Origin of the sequence: Saccharopolyspora soli (genome assembly GCF_022678645.1) — a bacterium.
GTDB lineage: Bacteria > Actinomycetota > Actinomycetes > Mycobacteriales > Pseudonocardiaceae > Saccharopolyspora > Saccharopolyspora soli.
In genome coordinates this window covers 191,666-213,029 of sequence record NZ_JALBWV010000005.1, presented here as the reverse complement: position 1 = coordinate 213,029, position 21,364 = coordinate 191,666, and the positions used below count along the sequence as shown (strand labels likewise).

The following is a 21,364-nucleotide window of genomic DNA, read 5'->3' as shown; positions in this document are numbered from 1 at the left end:
CCAGTTACTCGGTCACAGGTGCCCCTCACCCTTCACCCGAACGGGGTCGTGAGCGGGCAACTGGGCTCCAAGTCCACCCGACCCCAGTCCACCTCCTGCGCCTCTGAACGCGGCATTCGCGGGGGTGGCCTAATTGGTCGCTGGGAGCGGACGGCTGCTGCTAGCTTGCGGCCGTGGATCTCTTCTCACCCTCCTGGGCAGCGTTGCGGACGGCGGTTGCCGAGCTCTCGGACGAGGACTTCGCGCAGCCGTCCGGTTGTGCGGGTTGGCTCGTGCGGGACCTGGTGTGCCACCTGGTCATCGACGCTCAGGACGTCCTGATCACCCTCGTGACACCCGCCGACGCGGAGCCCACCCGGAACGCGCTGACCTACTGGGACGTCGCTGAAACGCCGCCGACGGGCGACGACCCGCTGGACGCGCTGATCGTCCGGCTGGCCGCCGCGTACGAGGAGCCGTGGCTGCTCAAGTTCCACCTCGACGACGTCGGCTCCGCCGCTGGCCGCGCCGCCGAACTCGCCGATCCGGGGCTGCGGGTCAGCACCCGTGATCAGGTCCTCACGGCGGCCGACTACCTCGCCGCGTACGTCCTGGAGTGGACGCTGCACCACCTCGACCTGATTGCACACCTCCCGGACGCGGCGGAAGTGCCCGCGCAGGGGCTCGCTCGGTCACGCGAGATGCTGGAGAAGATCGCCGGAGCCGCGTTCCCCGCGTCGTTCTCCGACGAGGACGCGCTGCTGGTCGGCACCGGACGGCGTGCCCCGACCGACGCGGAGAAGGCCGAGCTGGGCGAGCTGGCCGCGAGACTCCCGTTCGTCCTCGGATGATCGTGTAGCGGAACCTTCGGCGCGTGGCGATTTCGCGAGAATCAGCGAAAACCACAGCCTTCCCTCGCGGCTTCGGGCACAGAAGTCGCACCAACACGATTGCACCTACTCCTAGCAAATCTGTCCATATAGGACAACCTGCGCTGGCCACTGCCTCGCCCAGCACCGTTGGGCACGTGCGAAGCTGGACCGGTGCGCGTTCAGGAGGTTCGGGTCGGGTTGGTGGCGAGTTGGCGGACTACCGCGGCGAAGGTCATGATCAGGGGGTCCGAGGTTTCGGCTGGTGTGCACAGCGCGATTCGCAGGGGTGCGATGTCGGTGATGAGGCGCCAGGCAATGTCGGCGCGGCCGTAGTTCGCGCTCATCGACTCCGGACTGATGCAGATCGCCGCACCCGAGGCCACGTGTTCGAGCATCTCCTCGACGTTGTCGTTCTCCGGGCCCCAGATCGGTTCACTGCCGTCTGGTCGAGGATTCACCGCCCACCAATCCACCCATTCCCTCGGTGCCCGTCGGGTCCACATGATCGGCTCCGCGGCGAGGTCCCTGATCGAGACGGCGTCGTGTTCGGCCAGCGGGTGCCATGCGGGTAGGCCGACCATGCGTTGCTCCACGCTCACGATCTCAGTGCGCAGTCCGATCGTTCGAGCGGGCAGCCACACGAACGCGACGTCGACCCACCCTTCGTGCAGCGCCAGGACCTCGCCGCCCCAGTCGAAGCGTTTCGGCTCGACGCGGACACTCGGTTGGCGGCGCATGAACTCGGCATACGCCTGGGTAGCCAGTGGTCCGGCTCCCGAAGCTGAGAATCCGACCCGCAGGGCGCGGGATCTGCCCGCAGCTCGGGCGGTCTGCTGCGCGGCATGCCAATCGGAGATCAGTTGCCGCGCCGCGATCAGAAATGCCTTGCCCGCAGGCGTCAACAGGACTTCGCGGCCGGTCCGCTCGAACAGCGGGGTTCGCAGGTCCTCCTCCAGGCGGCGGATCCGTCGACTCAGCGAGGGCTGCGAGATGAAGAGCCGTTCCGCGGCGCGGGTGAAGTTCAGCTGCTCCGCGAGTTCGACGAAGTACCGCAGGGTGCGGGTATCCACGTCCACGCGGCGGCCTCCTGCCTGGTCGTGACCTATGCGTTCACTGTATGGCCAAAGGTCTTGGACTCGTGGTGGCAGCGCCGGTTTCCTGGATTTCGCGGGGTTTTCCCGATTCGACGTCGTCTCAGGAAGGAGCACCAATGGCTGGAGTCTCTCGTGCGGCGCTGCTGCGCGCGGCCGGGTTTTCGGCGGCCGGTCTCGCCGTCGGAGCCGTTGCGGGCCCAGCGGCTGCCGCCAGCGGACGTGAGCATCCCAACGTCACGCTGATCAGGGAGTATTACGCCGCCTACGCCGAGGGCGACCTCGACGCGCTGCGCGATCGGTTCTTCGCCGCCGACATCTCGTGGACCATCCCCGGCCACCACCCGCTGGCGGGCACGAAGCGCGGAGTGGACGAGGTCATCGCGTTCTTCACCCAACTCGGCCGTGCCGGGATGCGGGCGGAGACGTACTTCCTCGCCGCGGACGGCGAGTGGGTCGTGGACCTGCACCGCGGCTGGAGCACCGCGCCGGAGGGGCTGGACACCACCTGGGCACTGGCGTTCCGGATCCGGGACGGTCGCATCGTCGAGGCGGTCAACTACCCCGGCGACCAGCACGCGGCGGACGCGTTCTTCTGGAACAACTTCCCATTGGCCCCGATACCGGATCGGCTCGACGTGAACTCATGAGGATCCGCGCGTCATCCGGGTGGGCCGGGTATCCAGCCCTCCTCGCGCGCGAGTCGGCACGCGGTTTCGACGAGGGCGCGCGTTGCCGGTTGTGGTGGCCGCCGCCAGGCGATGTCCAGGTTTACCGGTAGGTCGTGGGGGATCGGGAGGCACGCGACGCCGCCCGGCAGGTGGTCCCGCAGCGACAGCGGGAGGAACATGAATCCTCGATCCTTCAGGTGGACGTTGAGGTTTCGCAGCCCCGGCAGGGGGTTCTCCCAGATCTCGAAGGTTTCGCCGGTGCTGTGCAGGGCGGCGAGCGTCGCATCGTAGTAGCGGGGTGCGAATGTGCGGGGGAAGAAGCGGACGGTCTCACCGCGCAGGTCGCTGAGCGAAACCGCGTCGCGCCCGGCGAGCGGGTGCGCGCTGCCCACCACGACGGCGAAGCGGTCGCGCCGCAGCGTGGTGCGCTGGCACGTCGGCGGTGTCGCAACGTAGCGGCCCAGGACGACGTCGAGTTCGTCGTTCTCCGCGGCCGCGGAGAGTTCGGAGTCCCACGCCTCGCGGGCGTCGACGCGGATGCCGGGATGCTGCTCGCGCATCGCGTCGAACAGCTTCGGCATCTCGGCGAACGCCGCCGTCACCGTGTAGCCGACCCGCACGGTGCCGGTCCGGGCACGTCCGGCGTGGCGGGTGCGCTCGACGGTCCGTTCGGCGGCGGCGAGGACCTCGCGGGCCGACTCGACGAACACCCGACCGGCCTCGGTCAGCCGAGTCGGACGGCGGTGGAAGAGTTCGACGCCCAACTCCCGTTCGAGATCGCGGATCTGACGGCTCAGCGGCGGTTGCGTCATGTGCAGGCGCTCGGCAGCGGCCTCGAAGCTGCCCGCCTCGGAAACCACGATCACGTACCGCATCAGCCGCAGATCGATCGCCATACCCCGAAGGTATCTCGTCGGTCCCAACAGGTGTGGTCGCCCGCGCCGGGCTGCTGGAAGCCTTGGTGTTGATCGGAATGACACGCACCGGGCGCGGCGAAAGCCCCGGCGTCAGACGTGACGCCCTGCCAACAGGCGTCGGGAATGAAGAGGAGTTGAGGCTGTGCCAGCGGAACGCCAAGCCGGATCGTCCACGGCGACTCGGCGGCAAGTGCTCGCAGCCGCAGCACTCGGTGCTGCGGGGACCGTTCTCCCGGCCAGCGCCGCATCAGCGGAGCCGGGTGGAGCAGCGGGAGACCTGATCACGAGGCCGATTCCGGGGACGGATGAGCGCCTGAACGCGGTCGGGCTGGGAACGTTCATGACCTTCGACACCGTTCCCGGCGCGCCAACCGCCCACCTCCGCGAAGTTCTCCGGCGCTACTGGGAAATCGGCGGGCGGATCGTCGACACCTCCCCGCTGTACGGTGCCTCGGAGTCCAACCTCGCCGCCTTCGCGTCCGAGATGAACATCAAGTCCGAGATGTTCGTGACCAACAAGATCTGGGCTACCGGCGAATACCTCTGGGACGACGACGTGGCGGCACGCAGCCTCCGAAACTCGGTGGCACGGCTGTCCGACGACGGCAAGATCGAGGTCATCCAGTGCCACAACCTGGTGAACGTCGACTGCCACGTGCCGTTGTTCCACGCGTGGAAAAAAGAGGGCCGCGTCCGCTACATCGGGGTGACGCACCACGACGTGAACTACTACGGGCCGCTGGCCAACTGGTTGGAACGAGGCGAGTTGGACTTCGTCCAGGTCCGGTACTCGATCGCCACGCGGCAGGCCGAGGAGCGCATCCTGCCCGCGGCCGCTGAGCGCGGTGTCGCGGTGCTCGTCTGCATGCCGTTGGAGAAGGCGCGGCTGCACCACCTCGTGGCGGGCCGGGAGGTTCCGGGGTTCGCGCGCGAATTCGGCATCCGGACCTGGGCGGAGTTCTTCCTGAAGTGGATCATCTCGCATCCGGCGGTGACCTGTGCGCTGCCCGCGACGACGAACCCGGACCACCTCCTGGAGAACGTCGCGGCCATGCGCGGCCCACTGCCGGATCCGGAGATGCGGAACCGGATGCTGCGCCACATGGAGTCGGTACCGGGATTCGACCAACTGGAGTCGATACCGTGGTACCCCGGCAAACGTTTCAACGGCCTGGTTTCCCGCGCCCAAGCCGAAATCCGCAGACGCAGCCCCTGGTGGCCTTCGTAGGTGGTCATGGCGCCGTTCAGGTCGGCAGGGCGGATTCGAGGGCGCGGATGACTTGGGTGACGTGGCGTCGGGTGGCTTGTTCGGCGGCGGCGGTATCGCAGGCGAGCAGGGCGTCCACGATTTCCTCGTGCTCGTCGAGGCTCGCCTCGGGCCGTCCCGGCACCTTGATCGTCACGTTCTGGCCGAGTTGCAGCTGAGCGCCGAGCAGGTCCGCGATCGCCAGCAGTCGGCGGTTCGACGAGCCCCGCCAGATCAGCGCGTGGAACTCGCGGTCCAGTTCGGCGTAGCGTTCGACGTCGCCGCCGTTCAGTGCCCGGCGCTGCCCGTGGATCAGGTCGCGGAGCCGTTCCATCAGTTCCGGCGGCCGATTCCGGGCGATGTCCCGAGCCGCGAGCGTGTCCATGGCCGCGCGCAGCTCGTAGATGTCGCGCATGTCGGCTGCCGTCAGCTCGGCGACGAAGTAGCCGGAATGCTGGCGTGCCACCAGGAAGCCCTCGCGTTCGAGGATCGCCAGCGCGGCCTTCACCGGCGTCGGTGAGATGCCGAGCTGTTCCGCGAAGGGGCGCACCGTCACCCGCTGGCCAGGTAGCAACTGCCGGTTCAGCACCGCCTCGCGGACCGCGAAGTACGCGGCACGGACCAAACCGGCCGATTCGGGAGGCCGGTCACTCACCTGCTCGCGTCACCTCCGGATGCATCGGGACGAGCTCGTGCCGTTGCCAACTGCTCAGTTGATCAGCGTAATGCGCCGTGCCGGGCTGTCCGGAGGCTCCGCCGGGAATCACCCATCCCGACGAGTCCAACTCAGCGAGGTCGAGGACCTGCCGGTACACCGACAGGTTGGTGATGTCGAAGGCCGCGCCGGGTTCCCAGCCGTACGCGCCGTTCTGGATGGTCTCGTTGTCGCCGCCGAGTCCCACGCGCGGCGGGTCGAACTCGTCGCCCACCACCGGATGCAGCGGATGGCGGGCCGCCGTTCGGTGCACCTCGCCCCACGGCCGAAGCCCGGACCGGTTCGCCTGCCGCCAGGCCGCGGCGAGCGCGTCGGCGAGCAGTTCGTCATCCAGTTCCTGAGCTGGTAGGACGCCGTCACGCGGCCAGGTCAGGTGGGCGAACCAGCGCCGCAGCACCACCGGCATGCCCGGCAGTCCGCATTCCATCAGCCACGCCCGCGTCTCTGCGCCGATCTCGCGATCCAGCACCCGGCGCGCGACCTCCCGACGGAAGCACGCGTGCACCAAACCCACGGTCTTGCCGGGCCCCAGGTCGCCTTCGCCCGATGCGAGCAGCGCGCGAGCGTGCTCGGCGTCGCCCGTGAACGGCCCCCGCGCGGCCAGCAGCTCCGACCACCGCCGCGCCGCGACCGAGCGGGTGTCGCCCTGCCAGGCCCGCATGTCCGCGGCGGTCGCCGGACCGGATGCCGCCGCCAGCTCGTGGATGCGCTCGACGCGGTAGCAATCGTTGAGCGCGTGCGAGACGAACGGCCGCTCGTCGGCCGTCACCGTGTTGTTCGCCGTCACGATGATGTCATCAGGCGGATCTTCGGTCCGCGGCATCTCGTCGAAGGCCACGCGTCCGCGCCAGTGGTGCTCGCGCTTCCAGCCGGGCACCGGAACCTGAGCCGCCGCAAGGCTTTCGCGGGCAGGCAGCTGACCGCGCAGCAGGTAGCCGATGTGTCCATCGACGTCCGCGGCGACCAGGTTGTTGAGCGGGTCCACCCAGCCGTCCTGCGCGTCGAGCAGGGTGTGCACGTCGCCTGCCAACAACATCCGCCGCAGCACGCCGAACTGCTCGCAAGCGCCGTCGGTGGCCGTCCACCGCAACGACACCGCAGCGCCACTGGCCGGATCGCCGTGCACCACCGGACCGTTCGGCGTCAGCCAGCAGCGCTCGATGTGGTCTTCGCCGTCGCGCACGGCGATGCGCTCGTCGCGTACCTCAGCGACTTCCCAACCGTCCGCCGTCCGGACCTGTCCGTCGCGGAACTGCTCGACGAACAGGTCCTGCGCGTCACCTGCCGCGTTCGTGATCGCCCAGCCGACCCGGCCGTTGTGCCCGAAGTGCGGAAAGCCGGGGATGCCCGGGAACGTCGCGCCGGACGCGCTGAACTCCGGGCAGCTCAGGTGCGCCTGCCAGTAGGTGTTCGGCGCGTCGAGCGCGCGGTGGGAATCGTTGGCCAGCAACGGTTTTCCCGTCTTCGTGCGGCTGGGGCCGAGCACCCAGGCGTTCGAGCCGCCTTCCGACTCGGCGAGGAAACCCAGGTGCTCGGCCGCCGCCTCGACGTCCGCCCTGGCCTGCTCCAGCAGTTCGGCGCGCGGGTCGCGGTCCGGGATCCGGTCCAGCGGCGGCACCGTCACCCGCATGCCCGGCAGCGGCCGCGGGTTCAGCTTCTCAGCCACCTCCGCCCCGGCCCGTGCGCGCAGCACCGCACGGGCGATCTTGTACTGCCAGGTGCCCATCAGCACGTGACGGATCTTGAACGCCAGCACGGAATCCCGTGGAGTCCACGCCTCCCAGCCGATCCCACCGCGGTCGTACTCGACCGGTGTGCCGCGCTCGGCCACGTACGCGTTGATCCCGGCCGCGTACTGCTCGAAAGTGCCCAGCGTCTGCGGATCCATGGCCGCGACGTCCACCGCAGCCGCGTCGGCCAGCCGCAGCCTGCGCGCGAGCCGGTCGGCCGGTAGCCCGGCCGCACCGACCACCTCGGCCCATCGCCCGCGTGCCCGCCGCCGGTCGTATTCCAACTGCCACAGCCGGTCCTCGGCGGCGGCCCAGCCGAGCTCGAACCAGGCCCGCTGCTCGGTTTCGGCGACAACGGTGGGGATGCCGTACTCGTCGCGGGTGATCATGCTGCACCGACCTGTGCTGTCTCGGCGTAGTGGCAGGCTGCCGCGCGGTTGCCGGAAAGCGGTCGCAGTGCGGGATCTTCCGTGCGACAGCGGTCGGTTGCCAGCGGGCAGCGCGGCGCGAACGCGCACCCGGTGCGCTGCGCCAACGCGCCGGTGGGCTCGCCGATCTGCCGGATGGTGTCCGGACGGGCCTGTTCCCGCACGCGCGGCCGGGGTACGGCGGCGAGCAGCAGTTGCGTGTAGGGATGGCGCGGGTCGGCGAAGAGTTCTTCGGTGTCGCCCTCTTCGACGATCCGGCCGAGGTACATGACGGCGACCCGGTGCGCCAGGTACCGCACCAGCGCCAGGTCGTGGCTGATGAACAGGTACGTGATGCCCCGCTCGTCCTGCAGCCGCCGCAACAGGTTGACCACCTGCGCCTGCACGGAAACGTCCAATGCGGACACCGGTTCGTCGCACACCAGGAACTCCGGGTCCAACGCGATGGCCCGTGCGATCGCGACCCGTTGGCGCTGGCCGCCGGAGAGCTCGTGCGGATAGCGCTCGGCGAGCGCGGGGGACAGCGTGACCGCGTCCAGCAGCTCGCGCACCCGCGCCCCGATGTCGCCGGAGAACCGGTGCACCCGCAGCGGTTCGGCGACGATCTGCCCGACCGTCATCCGGCCGTTGAGCGAGTCGTACGGATCTTGGAACACCGGTTGCATGCTGCGCCGGAGCTGGCGGAGCTCGCGCTTGGCGATCGAGTGCACCGCGTGCCCGGACACCTCGACGGTGCCCTCGTCGGGACGTTCCAGCGCGAGCAGCAGCCGTCCGGTCGTGGATTTCCCGCAGCCGGACTCGCCGACCAGCGCCAACGTCGTGCCACGCGGGATGCGCAGCCCGACCCCGTCCACCGCGGCGACCGTGCCGCCGCGCACCGGGTAGCGCTTCACCAGTCCTTCCGCGACAACGAGATCCGTCATCACGCGACCTCCATCCCTGTCTCGGGGTGCCAACACGCCGACACATGGCTGTCACCGGAGAGTTCGGGCGCCGTGCCGCACGCGTCGTCGGCGCGGGCGCAGCGCGGCCGGAACGGGCAGCCTTCGATGCGTTCACCGACGGCCGGTACCTGTCCGGGAATGGTCGGCAGCTCACCGATGGGCGGCTGGTCCGGGTCGGGCACCGAACGCAGCAGCGCCGCGGTGTAGGGGTGGCTGGGCGATTCGAGCACCTCGCGCGCCGTTCCGGTCTCGACGACCTTGCCCGCGTACATCACCGCGACTCGATCCGCGATCTCCGCGACCACTCCCATGTCGTGCGTGATGAACAGCAGCGCCGTATCGCGGGTGCGCTCCCGCAGCAGTGCGAGCACCTGGGCCTGCACCGTCACGTCGAGCGCGGTGGTCGGCTCGTCGGCGATCAGCAGATCCGGCTGACCGGCGAGCGCGATGGAGATCATCACGCGCTGGCGCATCCCGCCGGAGAGCTCGTGCGGCATCTGCCTCGCCCGCGCCGCCGCGTCGGTGATGCCCACCGACTCCATCAGCTCCACCGCCCGTCGCAGCCGCGCGGACCGGCGCATCGGGGTGTGGATCGCGAGGACCTCGGCGATCTGGGCGCCGACCTTCGCAGTGGGGTTGAGCGAGCTCATCGGGTCCTGGAAGATCATCGACACCCGGTCGCCCCGGATCTTGCGCAGTTCCCGATCATCGCGGCCGATCAGCTCGGTGCCCGCCAACTTCGCGGACCCGGACACCCGAGCGGCCGGGGGCGTCAGACCGAGCAGCGCGAGCGCCGTGAGGCTCTTGCCGCAGCCCGATTCGCCCACCACGGCAAGGGTTTCCCCGCGCCCGATGCTCAGGTCGACGCCGCGCACGGCCTCGCGTCCGGCGCCGAAGTCGACGCGGAGGTCCCGCACGTCCAGCAGTTCAGTCATGCTCCGGCCTGCCCAACCGCTCAAGTGAAACGTCGTAGCCTTCGCCGTGCTTGCGGTGGTGCTCCGCCAGCTCGCGGACAGTCGGCATGCACACCGCGTGGTCTTCGACGACCGGTGCCAGCAGTGCTTCCAACGCGGCGACGCGAGCGGGTCGCCCCGATATCCACGGATGCACGGTGAGCATGCACAGGGTGCCGTGCTGCTTGGCCGCCGCGATCTCCGCGGCCCAACCGCCCCGCAGCGTCGGTGTCGTCGCTGGTGGCCGCGGATCACCGCCGACGTAGCGGTAGTACGGCGCGTCGTCGGTGGCCCAGTCCACCGGAACCTCGACCAGACCGTCCACGAGGTACGGCCGGTCGTCGCCCATCAGCGAGCTGTCGTAGTCGACGCCGAGTTCGTGCAGCACGGGGAAGATCGCGGCGTTCATGTCCCAGCTGGGCGAGCGGTAGCCGGTGGGCCGCTCGCCGGAGATGGCGCTGAGCGCGTCGGCGGCGCGCACCAGGGTGCGGTGCAGCTCGTCGCGGGCCAAGGTTGTCGGCGGTTCGTGGCACCAGCCGTGCAGCGCGAGTTCGTGCCCCCGGCGGTGCACCTCGGCGACCTGGTCGGGGTACCGATCCGTGATCCAACCCGGCACGAAGACCGTGGCGCGCAGCCCAAGGTTGTCCATCATGGACAGCAGGTTCATGATCCCGCGCCGCAGGCCGTACCGGCGCTGCTCCAGCTCGCCGACCGCGTCGCCGGGGTTGTTCCTGGTGCGCCACAGGTACGGCGACTCGCCGTCGAAGTCGAGCGTGAAGCACACGGCGGCACGCGCCCCACCGGGCCACGGATAGGTCATGATCCACCTCCTGTTGGGGTGAAGTCGCCCGCAGTGCGACCGCCGTCGACGTCCAGCGTGGTGCCGGTGACGAAGGAGGCCGCGTTCGAACACAGCCAGAGGATCGCCGACGGCGCGTCGCCCGGCCCGGACGTGCGGCCCAGCGGGATCGCCGCGCGCATCTTCGCGATGTGCTCGTCGGGCAGCTCGCTGACTTCGCTGCCGGGCGCGAAGCCGGGGCCGACGCAGTTGACGCGGATCCCGGCTTCGCCGGTTTCCAGCGCGAGCGAGCGGGTGAGCATTTCCAGCGCCGCTTTGCTCGCCGAGTACACCCCGCCGGTCCGGGTGGGCCGTTTGGCGGCGCCGGAGGAGATGTTGACGATGCAGCCCGTGGTGCCGGTCCGGGTCATCGCGGCGATCACGTGCTGGGCGAGCTGGTAGGGCGCGATGACGTTGATGTCGAAGATGCGCTCGACCATTGCTCTGTCCGTTGTGGACACGGGAGTGCGCGGGTAGACACCGGCGTTGTTGATGAGGATGTCGGCGGTTGGCCAACGCGCGTCGATCGCGTCCGTCAACGCCGTGACACCGTCCGCGGTGCTCAGATCGGCGACGACACCGTGCGCGCCAAGCTTTCCGGCGAGACTGGCCAACGGCTCGGACCTGTTGTCCGAGAGCAGCAACTCCGCACCCTGGGCGTGGAACGCCTCGGCGGTCCACGTGCCGATCAGTCCGGCCGCGCCGGTGATGACCACGCGCTTGCCGGTGAACTCGTCGCGGTAGTCGGGGATCATGCCGCCTTCCTCCGCATCGTGGCCCGCTGGAAGAGCCGGGAGCGCGGTAGCTCCGCGCGCTTGGCCGGGTCGAGCCGGTCGCGCGCCGCGTCGCCCAGCAGATTCGCCGCCAGCACCAGCAGGAACAGCGCGATGCCGGGGAACGTCGCCAGCCACCAGGCGGAGGCGATGTACTGCTGGCCATCGGAGAGGATCGAGCCCCAGGACGCCGTGGGTGGCTGCACCCCCAACCCGAGGAACGACAGCGACGCTTCGTAGATCACCATCAGCCCGAGCTCGAGCGTGCCGACGACGATGGCCACCGGCAGCACCTCGGGGAGCACGTGTCGCAGCACGATCCACCAGCCCGGCGCGCCGGTCGCCGTCGCCGCCCGGACGAAGCCGCGGCTGCGGGTCTGCAGGGTCGCGGAGTGCGCGACGCGGGCGTAGCGCGGCCAGCGCACCAGCGCCAGGCACACCACGACGTTGAGCAGACTCGGTCCGAGCACCGCCACGACGAGGATCGCGAGCAGGAAGAACGGCACCGAAAGCACGATGTCCACGAGCCGCATGAGCACGGCACCGACCTTCGCGCCGCGCCACGCCGCGATCATGCCGAGCGCGACTCCGACGACCCCGCCGACGAGCACCGCGCCCACCGCGACGAGCAGCGAGACCCGAGCGCCGTAGATGACGCGGGACAGCACGTCGCGGCCGAGCGCATCCGTGCCGAGCAGGTGGTGCGCGCCGGGCGGCAGCAGCCGTTGTGCCAGCGTGACAGCATTCGGGTCGTGCGGCGCGAGCAGTGGCGCGAAAATCGCGGCCAGCACGTAGATCGCGAGCACTACGAGCGGGATGAGCACGCCTCGCCGGTTCATGCCGCACCCCCGGTCAGGCCGCTGGCCACTCGCCGGTCGATCACGCAGTAGAGCAGATCGGTGAGCAGGTTGATCACGATGTAGACCGCCGAGGCGAACAGCACGATCGCCTGCACCACGGGGAAGTCCCGAGCGGCCACGGACTGGATGGTCAGCTGCCCGATGCCGGGCCAGGCGAAGATCACCTCGGTGACCACCGCGCCGCCGAGCAGATTCGCCAGCTCCAGCGCGGCGACGGTGAGCACCGGAATCGCGCTGTTGCGGGCCAGATGTCGCACGACCAGGCGGGTCGTCCCGGCGCCTTTGGCCCGCGCGGTGCGGACGTAGTCCTGCGAGAGCTGTTCCAGCACCGCGCCACGGGTCACGCGGGCGATCGCGGCGGCCGACAGCGACGCGAGGGTGACGCTGGGCAGCAGCAGCGAGAGCGGGCCGTCATAACCGGTCGAAGGCAGCCAGCGCAGTCCCACCGAGAACACCAGCACCAGCAGCAAGCCGGTCCAGAACGCTGGCATCGCCTGCCCGATCAGCACGATGGGCATGAGCACCCGTTCCTGCCAGCGACCGCGGTTGAGCGCGGTGATCACGCCGATCGAAACCCCGAAGAGGAGGGACAACAGCAGGGCGGCGACCGCGAGGTTGGCGGTGTAGGGCAGCCGTTCGGCGATGAGCGTCGTCGCGGGCCGGTTCTGCACGAAGGAGTAGCCGAGGTCGCCGCGCACCGCGTTGCCGAGGAACGAAAGGTATTGCTGCCAAAGGGAAGCGTTCAGCCCCAACTGGTCGCGGACGCGCTCGATGTCCTCGGCCGTGGCGCCTTCGGGCACCAGCAGCCGGGCGGGGTCGCCGGACAGGCGCAGCGCGAAGAAGACGATGGTGGTCACGCCGAAGAGCGCGAGCACGGCCTGCCCGATCCGGCCCGCGACGTAGCGCGGCGTGGCCGGGATGCTGCTGGTGCGCCGACGGGTGGGCATCGCGATCGCCGTCATGTCAGCTCACCTTCATCTGGTCGAGGAACAGGCTTTCCGAGGCGTCCGGTGTCCACTGCAGACGCGAGTTCGCGCCGTAGATCGCGTAGGACTGGAACAGGCCGATGCCGGGCAGGTCCCGGTTGAGCAGTTCGAACGCGGCGCGGTACAACGCCATGCGGTGCTGCGGATCGGTGACCTCGCGGGCCTGCTCGACGAGCCCGTCGAATTCCGGATTGCTGTAGGAACTCCAGATCTCGCCGGTGTGGAACAGCGGGTAGATGACGCCGTCGGAGTCCAGGCACGAGCAGGACCACCTGCCGAACCGGACCGAACCCCAGTTGTGCGCGGGGTCCTGCACCTTCTTGAGGTAGGTCGCCTGGTCGCTGTTCTGGATCTCGACCTGGAGCCCGACCGCGGCCAAGTCGGCCTGGATGGCCTGCACGACCTGCGGATCGAACGACGGCGACGTGGCCATGACCAGCTTCGCGCCGACCGCCCCGGCCTCCCGCAGCAGGCGCTTCGCGTCTTCCGGATCGTGTTTGTTGTTCGGCAGCGACGTGTCGTAACCGAAGGCCAGCGGCGTCGCCATCGAGTTGATCGGCTGGGCGTAGCCGCGTTGCAGGTTGTGGATCAGCGCGTCGTAGTCGATCGCTTCGGCGATGGCCTTGCGCACGCGCGGATCGTTGGTCGGCCCGCCGCCGATGGCGTTGAAGGCGACGTAGGCGACGCGCTCGGTGGGCGTGGACAGGATGGCGAGCTTCGGGTCGCGGCGGATCTGGTCGGCCGCGTCCGGGGTGAGCGTGGTGGCCAGATCCGCCTTGCGGGACTGCAGGTCGGCCACCCGACTGGCCATGTTGGGCACCGCGCGGAAGACGGCGGTGCGGATCTGCGTCGGCGGGCCCCACCAGCGCGGATTGGCCTGCAGCACCACTTCCGAACCGGCGGTGGCGGACTGCAGGACGAACGGGCCGGATCCGATCGGGGCGACGGCGAACTTCTTGTCGCCCACCCGCTGCACGTACGCCTGGGGGACCACGGACAGCGTCGTCAGGTAGCTCAGCAGCGTGGGGGAGGGGACCGACGTGCGCACCACCAGGTCCGCGCCGTCGGCGCTGGCCTGGCTGATAACGGAGAAGTTCGCGTACTGCTGGCTGCCGAACTTCTTGTCCAGGATCCGGTTGATGGAGAAGGCGGCGTCGTTCGCCGTCAGCGGGCTGCCGTCGCTGAAGGTGACGCCTTGCCGCATGGTGAACCGCCACGTGACCGGGTCGGTCTGCCGCCACGCCGTCGCGAGCCACGGCACGACGGCGTTCGTGCGGGAGTCCCGGCGGAGCAGTTGGTCGAAGATGTTGCGGTACACCGAGTAGGTGTCGGTGTCGTACTGCTTTCCTGGATCCAATGTGGATGGATAGTTCGCGGTGTCGATGACGACCGTGCCGGGGCCGCGGCTGGCGGTTGCCGGTTCGATGCCGCAGGCGGCCGTGCCGAGGCAGAGCGTGGCGATCAGGAGAATCAGGACTGCGCGGATACTTCGGTTCATTGGGCTCGATTCCGTCAGATCGCCTCGTTCGCTGGGGTGAAGCTATCAGATCAAATCCAATTCCTGCGGCAAAGATCGGCGCCGTGGAGTTAATGCACTGGCAACACGACCGGGATCGGCGCCGCCTTCATGACCAGGCGAAAGACGATGTCGATCACTTCGGGGAAGCCGCATCGGCGTGGGGTTTTTGCCGATTTCGCGCGAAATCGGCACGGAGTCAGCCGGGACTCCCCGCAAGCCGTCCACCCATCCAAGTCCTCGGAGGGCCGAGCCCGCGCTCCTCGGTCCCGGGGTCGAATTTGGATCCAAATTGGTCGATGGCGTGTTTCGGCCCGGCGGGCGGAGAGGTCACGAGCTGCGGTGCAGGTACGAACGGTCCTGGCAGACCGTTATTTTCATTTTGTTCGGTTTGCCGGGGTGTATCGAGGGGCGATGATCCCGCGCAGTCCGGCCAGATCGCGCAGTTCGTCCTGCAGGGCTGCGACCCGCTCCCACGCGGCGACGTCCTGCAGGGTCGGGATGCACACGAGTTCGCCCCGGTCGAGTCCGGAGAGCGCCGCGTCCACCAGTTCCTCGGCGGTGATGAAGGATTCGTCGGGGAATAGCGTGGCATCGCTCCCGGCCGCGTCGAAGAACTCGGTGCGGACCGGTCCCGGCAGGACGACCTGGACCTGTGTGCCGGTGTCGGCGGTCTCGCGTTGCAGCGCGCGGGAGAGGTGCAGCACGTACGCCTTGGACGCGCCGTAGGCCGCCCCACCGGGCGGCGCGCGGAAGGCGCCCAGCGAGCCGATGTTGACGAGCTGCCCACCACCGCGTGCGCGGAACGCCGACAAGGCCGCGCGCGACAGCCGAGTCAGCGCGAGCACGTTCAGCGTGACCAATTGCTCGACGTCGGCCACGTCGGCATCCACCAGGGGCCCCAGAGCGCCGATCCCGGCCGCGTTGACCACCACCGCGAGATCCGGATTCCCGGCGATCTCCGCTTCCACGGCCGCGATGCCATCGCCCACGGCCAGGTCCACCGGCAGCGCCTTGACGTGCACGGAGCGCAGGTCTGCGGCGAGTTCCGCCAACCGGTCCGCGCGCCTGGCCACCAGGACCAGGTCGTGGCCGCGCGCCGCGAGGCGTTGCGCGTAGGCCTGGCCGATGCCCGACGATGCCCCGGTGATCAAGGCCGTTGTCCGGTTGTCCATGAGCCGCCTTCCGAGAGATCAGGACTTCAGCAGTGGTTCGCTTCGCGCAACGCCGCAGCGGCGCAGGCTCATTCCCGCGCCGCAATCGGCCACCGCCGCCCAGATGGGCGCGATGTGCACGTTTTCACTGCTCACTGCTATTGGCTACCCGTCCGCGCGGTCTCGGACGCATGTGCCCGAAAGCCCGGCCGCGTCTTGAAAAACCACTGGCCGCCGCGGACCGCGCGGGTAAGCTCACCAGCCGTGACCAACGTGGACGAGCAGGGGCGACTGGATCCGCCCATCGCGGGCGACGAGACCGCCACCCTCCTGGGGTTCCTGGACTACCAGCGCGCGACCCTGGCGTGGAAGTGCGATGGGCTCGACGCGGCTGGCCTGGCAGTGACCGTCGGCCCCTCGCCGATGACCCTCGGCGGGATCCTCAAGCACCTGGCCTACGTGGAACACGGCTGGTTCGCCCGGCGGTTGCACGGGCTCGACGTGGCGTCCCCGTGGGACGCGGTGGACTGGAGCGCCGACCCTGACTGGGACTGGCACTCGGCCGCCGAGGACACCCCGGAGCAACTCCGCGAGCTCTGGCAGGACGCTGTGGCCCGTTCCCGTTCCCTGGTCGCGGAGGCGTTGGCCAACGGTGGCCTGGAGCAGCCGAGCAGGCGTCCCCGGTCGGACGGCAGGGCACCCAGCCTGCGCTGGATCCTGTGCCACATGATCGAGGAGTACGCGCGGCACAACGGCCATGCGGACCTCCTCCGGGAGTCGATCGACGGGCTCACCGGCGAGTAGCTGCCCCGCCTGGTGCGTCAAGCGCCGGGTTCTTCGGTGGGGAACAGGATCAGGCTCAGCAAGTGGGGTCTGCGCCCCGGCGCGGGTTCGTTGCTCGACCTCGTCGCGAGGACTTGGCGCAGCGCGTCGATCATCTCGGCGAGTTCGTCCGGGCTGAGCCAGAGGGTGCCCTGCCGGTAGCCCACCGAGTCGGCGGTCGGGTCGGCGCCCTCCCGGTCGAGGTAGGCGTTGAACTCGGCGAGCAGGGCGGCCATGCCCACGGCGAACCCGTGGCGGTGGTCGGCCAGGGACATCGACGCGGCGTCCTCGGCGTCGATCCTCGCCCGCTCGCGGCGCAGCCGGTAGTGGCGTTCGACGGCACCGTGCACGCGCTGTTCGTCGGCGACCTCCAGCACGCCCGCCTCGGCCAGCAGACCGACGTGCCGGTAGATGCTGGTCTTGGGGACGTCGGGCAGGCGGGCGCACAGGTCGGACGTGGTGTGCGTGCGCGCGCCGGACATGGCGTGCACGATGCGCAGCCGGACGGGGTGCAGGAGCAGATCAAGCGTGTCCACAGCACCACATTCCCACATCTGGTACCGCTCCCAAAACTGGAAACGAACCAAGGGGGAGCTGGGCGCGAACTGAATCCCCGCGGACGGCACTGGCGTTCCCGTTCGGGTGCGGAGTGAAGGGCACCAATTACTCAGCTACTTGGTAAAAGGTTCCCTTCGCCCGAATCGCTTGATACCCCCTAGCTGTATGGGGTACAAAATTTGGGGTTCGGCAGAACCGGTCGGATGGGTGGACGTCGAGGAGCGGGCTGATGTGTTCGGACAGGTACTTCACACGCGAGGGCGCGCGGATCGCCTACCAGTTCACCGGTTCCGGGTCGCCGGTCGGCTATGCGCACGGCGTCATGCTCAGCCGGGATGCCGTGCGGCGGCTGGATCTGTTCGATTTCGAGTCGTTGGCCGCTGACCACCGCCTGCTGACCTACGACCAGCGCGGCCACGGCCGGTCGACGGGGCGTCCGATCACCGAGGACTACCGGTTCGAGAATTTCGCCCGCGACCTCCTCGGACTGATCGACGCGTTGGACGTCGACGAGCCCCTGGACTTCGCGGGTTCCTCCCTGGGGTGCGACACGGCCCTGCGCGCCGCGCTCGCCGAGCCGTACCGCTTCCGCCGCCTGGCGCTGCTGATCCCACCCGTCGCTTGGGAAAGCGGCGCCGGACAGGCGAAGCAGTGGTACCTGGACGCCGCCGACGACATCGACGGACGCGGCGCTGCGGCATGGCGTCAGCAGTGGGCGCACGCGGAGCCGCTGCCGATCTTCGCCGAGTACCCGAAGTTCGACCTGACCCCCGATGTCGCTGACCACCTGCTCGCACCGATCCTCAGAGGTGTCGGCAGGTCGGATCTGCCGGAGCCCGAGGCGATCGCGACGTTGCGCCACCCGACCCTGATCCTGGCTTGGGACACCGATCCGCTGCACCCGGTATCAACGGCGGAACGGCTGCACGAACTGATTCCCGGCTCGACGCTGCACGTGTCGAGGTCGGTGGACGACATCCGGACCTGGACCGGCCGCATCACCGACTTCTTCGCCAACTGACTCGACCCGCCGCCCATGCGCGGCCATGGGCTTTGCGCTACCGGTGTCGCAGCACGCACAGCGGGCGTCGGGAACACGCCCGACGCCCGCTGTCGTGGTGGGGTCAGAATTCTTCGTCGCCTTCGAAGAAGTCGCCGACTTCGTCGATCACCTCGCCCGCGATCATGCCGCCGACGATCCCGGCACCGGCCCCCAGGGCGGCACCGGCGATCATGCCGCCCATCCCGGAGCCGTGGTGATGGTGGTCGTCGTGGTGGCCGTAGCCGTGGTGGCCGTGGCCGCCCATCGCGCCGCGTCGTTCGGCGGCTTGTTCCAGCCAGCCGTGGATCTGCCCGGCCCAGTCGGTGGTGAGTGCTTCTTCGTGGGTGACGTGGAAGCGGCCGAAGGCGTCGTGGCTGGGGGTGAAGAAGCCGCCGCGCTTGTCGGCCTCCAGCACCACGTCCAGGCCGTGCGGGCTGGCGATGAGGGTCAGCTCGACCTCGTTGATGCGCCCGGCGAACTGCGGCGGCGGGTAGAACTCGATCTCCTGGTAGAACGGCAGTTCCTGGTGGACGCCGTGCAGGTGGCCGTGTTCCAGGTCGGCGCTGCGGAAGTGGAAGCCGAGCTGGGAGAACGCTTCCAGCACCTTTTCCTGCGCGGGCAGCGGCTCCACCGAGATCGGGTCCAGGTCGCCCTTGTCGGCGACCTTGGCGATGGCCAGTTCGGTGCGCACGCCGAGGACCATGCCGTGCAGGTGTTGTCCGTAGACGCTGGTGATCGGGGTTTCCCACGGCACCGGGAGTTCGAACGGGATCGTGGTGTTCTCGCCTTCGGCGAGCTGGAAACGTCCGCCCACCACGACGCGGTGGAACTCCACCCCGGCGTGCCCTTCGTGGTCGCCGTGCTCGGTTTCGATCCGCGTCACCAGACCGAGTGCGATGTGTTCGATGGTGACGTCCTGGTTGCCACCGGTGATGCGGACTTCTCCGGCGAGGTGTTCGCCGGGGCGGACGTGCGAGTGCTGCAGCACGGTGTCCACCGACGGGCCGCCGACCCCGAGTGCGCCCAGAAGCTTCTTGAAGACCATCTGCTTGGCCCTTTCCCAATTCGATGTTGTCAGTTGATCGCGGTGGATGTAGCGGTTGGTGCGGCTCCTCCGTCGAAGTGGGGTGGCACCGCGGCCCGGCCAGCTTGGCACGGGCGGGACCGCGAGTCGGCCGGATTGACGATTCCCAGACGCAGACGGCGCGGAATGTGCGGATCGGCGGGCGAATTCAACTCATCTCGACGATCCACAAAGGACTCACTGCCTCCGGCGGCCTGACATGTGTCCCTGCGGGACCCGCGCCCCGCGAGAGCCGCGAGGCGCGGTGACTACTTCCCGGATCATCGTGCACGTCCATAGCAACGGAGCGGGGGACCGGCGAGGTTCCGGACAAACACGTCAAAAACAGTGATCAACACAACATGATCCGTTCGCCTGGACCGGAGTCGGTTGGACTGCTTGTCGATTCTGGATGTACTGTCCACGACATGGGTGATCTGGCTGCTCGGTGGGCGCCGGTTTGCGAGGCGATCGTGCGGCTGCTGTCGCCGCACGCCGAGGTCGTGCTGCACGATCCGCGGGACGACCGGGTGATCGGGATCTGGAACGGGTTTTCGGGCCGGGCACCAGGTGATCCCTCGCTGCTGGGCGAGCTCGATGGCCTGCGGCCGGCCGAGAAGGACGTGTACGGGCCGTATCCGAAGTCGCTACCCGATGGGCGGCGGCTGTCGAGCGTCAGCGCCGTCGTCCGGGACGAAGACGGGCGCGCCGAGGTCGTGCTGTGCGTGAACGTCGACCGCACCGCCTTCGACGAGGCAGCTCGGCTGCTCTCCGGGTTCGCCGCACCGTCGACGGGTCAGCCCCGGACCCTGTTCGAACACGACTGGACCGAGAGGCTCAACGAGGTGGTCGGCGAGTTCGTCCGCGACCACGCCACCCCGGTCGAGCAGCTGACCCGCCAGCAGCGGCTGGTGCTGCTGGCGCGGCTGGATGGCGCCGGGGTGTTCTCCCAGCGCAGATCCGTGCCAGTGGTGGCACGCGCGCTGCGGATGTCCCGTTCGGCGGCCTACCAGCTGCTCGCCGAAATCCGGAAGGAATCCGATGCCGACGCTTCCTGACTTCCGCCTGGAGACCTACTTCTCCCGCTGGGAGTTCACCGCTCGCTACCACCTCACCGCGTCAGACGTGCAGACCATGACGGTCTCGGAGCTGCTGGCGCTGGCCGACGACGACGGGAGGAAGCGGTGGGAGAACCTGTCGCTGGGCTACACCGAGACCTACGGCCTGCCAGCGCTGCGCGAGGAGATCGCCGCGACCTACGCGGAAGTCGAGTCCGGGGACGTCTTGTGCTTCGCGGGTGCGGAGGAAGGTCTGTACCTGGCGATGCGGACGTTGCTGGAGCCGTCGGACCACGCCGTCGTGATCACACCGAACTACCAGGCCGCCGAGACGATTCCGCTGTCGGTGTGCGAGGTTTCGGGTGTCGCGCTGCGACCGGACGAGGGCTGGGCCCTGGACGTCGCCGAGGTCGAGCGGCAACTGCGTCCCAACACCCGGCTCGTGTCGGTCAACTTCCCCAACAACCCGACCGGCGCGGTACCGGATCTTGAGACGTGGACGAGCTTGGTGCGGCTGTGCGAAGAGCGCGGCATCCTGCTGTTCAGCGACGAGGTGTACCGGGGGCTTGAGCTCGATGCGGTGGCGGCGCTTCCGCAGGCCGCGGACCTGTCCACCTCGGCGCTGTCGCTGAACGTGATGTCGAAGGCATACGGCTTGCCGGGCCTGCGGATCGGCTGGATCGCCTGCCGCGACAGGGAAATCCTCGGTCGGCTGGAACGGGCCAAGCACTACACGTCGATCTGCAACTCCGCACCGAGCGAGGTCCTGGCGCTGATCGCGCTGCGCGCCCGGACCCTGATCCTGGCGCGCAACCGGGCGATCATCGCCGACAACGTGCCGCGCTTCGACGCGTTCTTCCGCCGATACCCGGACCTCTTCGAGTGGGCGCCGCCGCGCGGCGGCTGCGTGTGCTTTCCGCGGTACCTCGGTGCTGACGGCGTCGAGGCGATGTGCACCGAACTCGTCGAACAGCGCGGTGTCCTCCTGCTGCCCGCGAACATCTACCGCTCGGAGCTCACGCCGACGCCGACGGACCGATTCCGCATCGGTGTGGGGCGCCGCGATCCGGACGAGGCGCTGGCGGTCTGGGCGGATTGGCTGCACAGCCGCTGATCCGAGCGTCCCTGAACATGGGGGCGCCGGAGAA

Annotated in this window: 21 protein-coding genes; 7 read left to right on the top strand and 14 right to left on the bottom strand. The window is 69.1% G+C overall.

The features are described from left to right. Positions 1-173: 173 nt before the first annotated feature. A complete protein-coding gene (locus MOQ72_RS05930) occupies positions 174-830 on the top strand; it encodes a maleylpyruvate isomerase N-terminal domain-containing protein (protein WP_242181054.1) in 657 nt (218 codons plus the stop codon). A 200-nt stretch (positions 831-1,030) separates the two neighbouring features. Here the strand turns inward: MOQ72_RS05930 and MOQ72_RS05925 are convergent, their stop codons facing one another. Continuing rightward, positions 1,031-1,927: a LysR family transcriptional regulator gene (locus MOQ72_RS05925; RefSeq protein WP_242181053.1), complete on the bottom strand. Its 897-nt coding sequence runs from the start codon at positions 1,925-1,927 to the stop codon at positions 1,031-1,033. 134 nt (positions 1,928-2,061) lie between these two features. On the opposite strand from MOQ72_RS05925, the gene MOQ72_RS05920 reads away from it, so the two are divergent. After that, a complete protein-coding gene (locus MOQ72_RS05920; protein ID WP_242181052.1) occupies positions 2,062-2,592 on the top strand; it encodes a nuclear transport factor 2 family protein in 531 nt (176 codons plus the stop codon). A gap of 11 nt (positions 2,593-2,603) precedes the next feature. Here the strand turns inward: MOQ72_RS05920 and MOQ72_RS05915 are convergent, their stop codons facing one another. Further along, on the bottom strand, positions 2,604-3,509 hold the full coding sequence (locus tag MOQ72_RS05915; protein WP_242181051.1) for a LysR family transcriptional regulator: 906 nt from the start codon (positions 3,507-3,509) through the stop codon (positions 2,604-2,606). 163 nt (positions 3,510-3,672) lie between these two features. Between MOQ72_RS05915 and MOQ72_RS05910 the strand changes: the two genes are divergently transcribed. Continuing rightward, on the top strand, positions 3,673-4,758 hold the full coding sequence (locus MOQ72_RS05910; protein ID WP_242181050.1) for an aldo/keto reductase: 1,086 nt from the start codon (positions 3,673-3,675) through the stop codon (positions 4,756-4,758). 16 nt (positions 4,759-4,774) lie between these two features. Here the strand turns inward: MOQ72_RS05910 and MOQ72_RS05905 are convergent, their stop codons facing one another. From MOQ72_RS05905 to MOQ72_RS05860, 10 genes are all read right to left on the bottom strand, one after another. Then, complete coding sequence (locus tag MOQ72_RS05905; RefSeq protein WP_242181049.1) at positions 4,775-5,431, bottom strand: GntR family transcriptional regulator; 657 nt, start codon at positions 5,429-5,431, stop codon at positions 4,775-4,777. Beyond that, positions 5,424-7,610, bottom strand: coding sequence for a penicillin acylase family protein (locus tag MOQ72_RS05900; protein ID WP_242181048.1), 2,187 nt, complete (start codon positions 7,608-7,610; stop codon positions 5,424-5,426). The genes MOQ72_RS05905 and MOQ72_RS05900 overlap by 8 nt, the downstream gene beginning before the upstream one ends. Beyond that, on the bottom strand, positions 7,607-8,572 hold the full coding sequence (locus MOQ72_RS05895) for an ABC transporter ATP-binding protein (RefSeq protein ID WP_242181047.1): 966 nt from the start codon (positions 8,570-8,572) through the stop codon (positions 7,607-7,609). Before MOQ72_RS05895 ends, MOQ72_RS05900 begins: the two co-directional genes overlap by 4 nt. After that, positions 8,572-9,528: an ABC transporter ATP-binding protein gene (locus MOQ72_RS05890; RefSeq protein WP_242181046.1), complete on the bottom strand. Its 957-nt coding sequence runs from the start codon at positions 9,526-9,528 to the stop codon at positions 8,572-8,574. The genes MOQ72_RS05895 and MOQ72_RS05890 overlap by 1 nt, the downstream gene beginning before the upstream one ends. Next, a complete protein-coding gene (locus MOQ72_RS05885; RefSeq protein WP_242181045.1) occupies positions 9,521-10,366 on the bottom strand; it encodes a polysaccharide deacetylase family protein in 846 nt (281 codons plus the stop codon). The genes MOQ72_RS05890 and MOQ72_RS05885 overlap by 8 nt, the downstream gene beginning before the upstream one ends. Further along, positions 10,363-11,139, bottom strand: coding sequence for an SDR family NAD(P)-dependent oxidoreductase (locus tag MOQ72_RS05880; RefSeq protein ID WP_242181044.1), 777 nt, complete (start codon positions 11,137-11,139; stop codon positions 10,363-10,365). Before MOQ72_RS05880 ends, MOQ72_RS05885 begins: the two co-directional genes overlap by 4 nt. Next, entirely contained in the window at positions 11,136-11,996 is an 861-nt protein-coding gene (locus tag MOQ72_RS05875) for an ABC transporter permease (RefSeq protein WP_242181043.1), read from the bottom strand. The genes MOQ72_RS05880 and MOQ72_RS05875 overlap by 4 nt, the downstream gene beginning before the upstream one ends. Next, positions 11,993-12,979 carry an ABC transporter permease gene (locus MOQ72_RS05870; RefSeq protein WP_242181042.1) on the bottom strand — a complete coding sequence of 329 codons (987 nt, stop codon included), beginning with the start codon at positions 12,977-12,979 and terminating at the stop codon, positions 11,993-11,995. The genes MOQ72_RS05875 and MOQ72_RS05870 overlap by 4 nt, the downstream gene beginning before the upstream one ends. A 1-nt stretch (position 12,980) precedes the next feature. Continuing rightward, positions 12,981-14,501 carry an ABC transporter substrate-binding protein gene (locus tag MOQ72_RS05865; protein ID WP_242181041.1) on the bottom strand — a complete coding sequence of 507 codons (1,521 nt, stop codon included), beginning with the start codon at positions 14,499-14,501 and terminating at the stop codon, positions 12,981-12,983. A 395-nt stretch (positions 14,502-14,896) separates the two neighbouring features. Next, positions 14,897-15,694: an SDR family NAD(P)-dependent oxidoreductase gene (locus MOQ72_RS05860; RefSeq protein WP_242181040.1), complete on the bottom strand. Its 798-nt coding sequence runs from the start codon at positions 15,692-15,694 to the stop codon at positions 14,897-14,899. A 243-nt stretch (positions 15,695-15,937) separates the two neighbouring features. Here MOQ72_RS05860 and MOQ72_RS05855 point away from each other — a divergent pair, with 243 nt between their 5' ends. After that, positions 15,938-16,477, top strand: a complete 540-nt coding sequence (locus MOQ72_RS05855; protein ID WP_242181039.1) for a DinB family protein — start codon at positions 15,938-15,940, stop codon at positions 16,475-16,477. A 17-nt stretch (positions 16,478-16,494) separates the two neighbouring features. Here the strand turns inward: MOQ72_RS05855 and MOQ72_RS05850 are convergent, their stop codons facing one another. After that, positions 16,495-17,031 carry a helix-turn-helix domain-containing protein gene (locus MOQ72_RS05850; RefSeq protein WP_242181038.1) on the bottom strand — a complete coding sequence of 179 codons (537 nt, stop codon included), beginning with the start codon at positions 17,029-17,031 and terminating at the stop codon, positions 16,495-16,497. 251 nt (positions 17,032-17,282) lie between these two features. Between MOQ72_RS05850 and MOQ72_RS05845 the strand changes: the two genes are divergently transcribed. After that, positions 17,283-18,074, top strand: coding sequence for an alpha/beta fold hydrolase (locus MOQ72_RS05845; protein WP_242181037.1), 792 nt, complete (start codon positions 17,283-17,285; stop codon positions 18,072-18,074). 103 nt (positions 18,075-18,177) lie between these two features. Here MOQ72_RS05845 and MOQ72_RS05840 read toward each other — a convergent pair whose 3' ends face one another. Then, positions 18,178-19,140, bottom strand: coding sequence for a sporulation protein (locus MOQ72_RS05840; RefSeq protein WP_242181036.1), 963 nt, complete (start codon positions 19,138-19,140; stop codon positions 18,178-18,180). A 446-nt stretch (positions 19,141-19,586) separates the two neighbouring features. Between MOQ72_RS05840 and MOQ72_RS05835 the strand changes: the two genes are divergently transcribed. Continuing rightward, positions 19,587-20,216 (top strand): helix-turn-helix transcriptional regulator, encoded by a 630-nt coding sequence (locus MOQ72_RS05835; RefSeq protein WP_242181035.1) that lies wholly within the window; start codon positions 19,587-19,589, stop codon positions 20,214-20,216. Then, the gene (locus MOQ72_RS05830; RefSeq protein WP_242181034.1) at positions 20,200-21,330 is read left to right on the top strand and encodes an aminotransferase class I/II-fold pyridoxal phosphate-dependent enzyme; all 1,131 of its coding nucleotides are present in this window, start codon (positions 20,200-20,202) and stop codon (positions 21,328-21,330) included. Before MOQ72_RS05835 ends, MOQ72_RS05830 begins: the two co-directional genes overlap by 17 nt. Positions 21,331-21,364 lie beyond the last annotated feature (34 nt).

Coding starts and splice junctions, on each gene's coding strand:
- MOQ72_RS05920 (WP_242181052.1), top strand. CDS start 2,062: ATGGCTGGAGTCTCTCGTGCGGCGCTGCTGCGCGCGGCCGGGTTTTCG.
- MOQ72_RS05915 (WP_242181051.1), bottom strand. CDS start 3,509: ATGGCGATCGATCTGCGGCTGATGCGGTACGTGATCGTGGTTTCCGAG.
- MOQ72_RS05900 (WP_242181048.1), bottom strand. CDS start 7,610: ATGATCACCCGCGACGAGTACGGCATCCCCACCGTTGTCGCCGAAACC.
- MOQ72_RS05895 (WP_242181047.1), bottom strand. CDS start 8,572: ATGACGGATCTCGTTGTCGCGGAAGGACTGGTGAAGCGCTACCCGGTG.
- MOQ72_RS05890 (WP_242181046.1), bottom strand. CDS start 9,528: ATGACTGAACTGCTGGACGTGCGGGACCTCCGCGTCGACTTCGGCGCC.
- MOQ72_RS05885 (WP_242181045.1), bottom strand. CDS start 10,366: ATGACCTATCCGTGGCCCGGTGGGGCGCGTGCCGCCGTGTGCTTCACG.
- MOQ72_RS05880 (WP_242181044.1), bottom strand. CDS start 11,139: ATGATCCCCGACTACCGCGACGAGTTCACCGGCAAGCGCGTGGTCATC.
- MOQ72_RS05875 (WP_242181043.1), bottom strand. CDS start 11,996: ATGAACCGGCGAGGCGTGCTCATCCCGCTCGTAGTGCTCGCGATCTAC.
- MOQ72_RS05870 (WP_242181042.1), bottom strand. CDS start 12,979: ATGACGGCGATCGCGATGCCCACCCGTCGGCGCACCAGCAGCATCCCG.
- MOQ72_RS05865 (WP_242181041.1), bottom strand. CDS start 14,501: ATGAACCGAAGTATCCGCGCAGTCCTGATTCTCCTGATCGCCACGCTC.
- MOQ72_RS05860 (WP_242181040.1), bottom strand. CDS start 15,694: ATGGACAACCGGACAACGGCCTTGATCACCGGGGCATCGTCGGGCATC.
- MOQ72_RS05845 (WP_242181037.1), top strand. CDS start 17,283: ATGTGTTCGGACAGGTACTTCACACGCGAGGGCGCGCGGATCGCCTAC.
- MOQ72_RS05840 (WP_242181036.1), bottom strand. CDS start 19,140: ATGGTCTTCAAGAAGCTTCTGGGCGCACTCGGGGTCGGCGGCCCGTCG.
- MOQ72_RS05835 (WP_242181035.1), top strand. CDS start 19,587: ATGGGTGATCTGGCTGCTCGGTGGGCGCCGGTTTGCGAGGCGATCGTG.
- MOQ72_RS05830 (WP_242181034.1), top strand. CDS start 20,200: ATGCCGACGCTTCCTGACTTCCGCCTGGAGACCTACTTCTCCCGCTGG.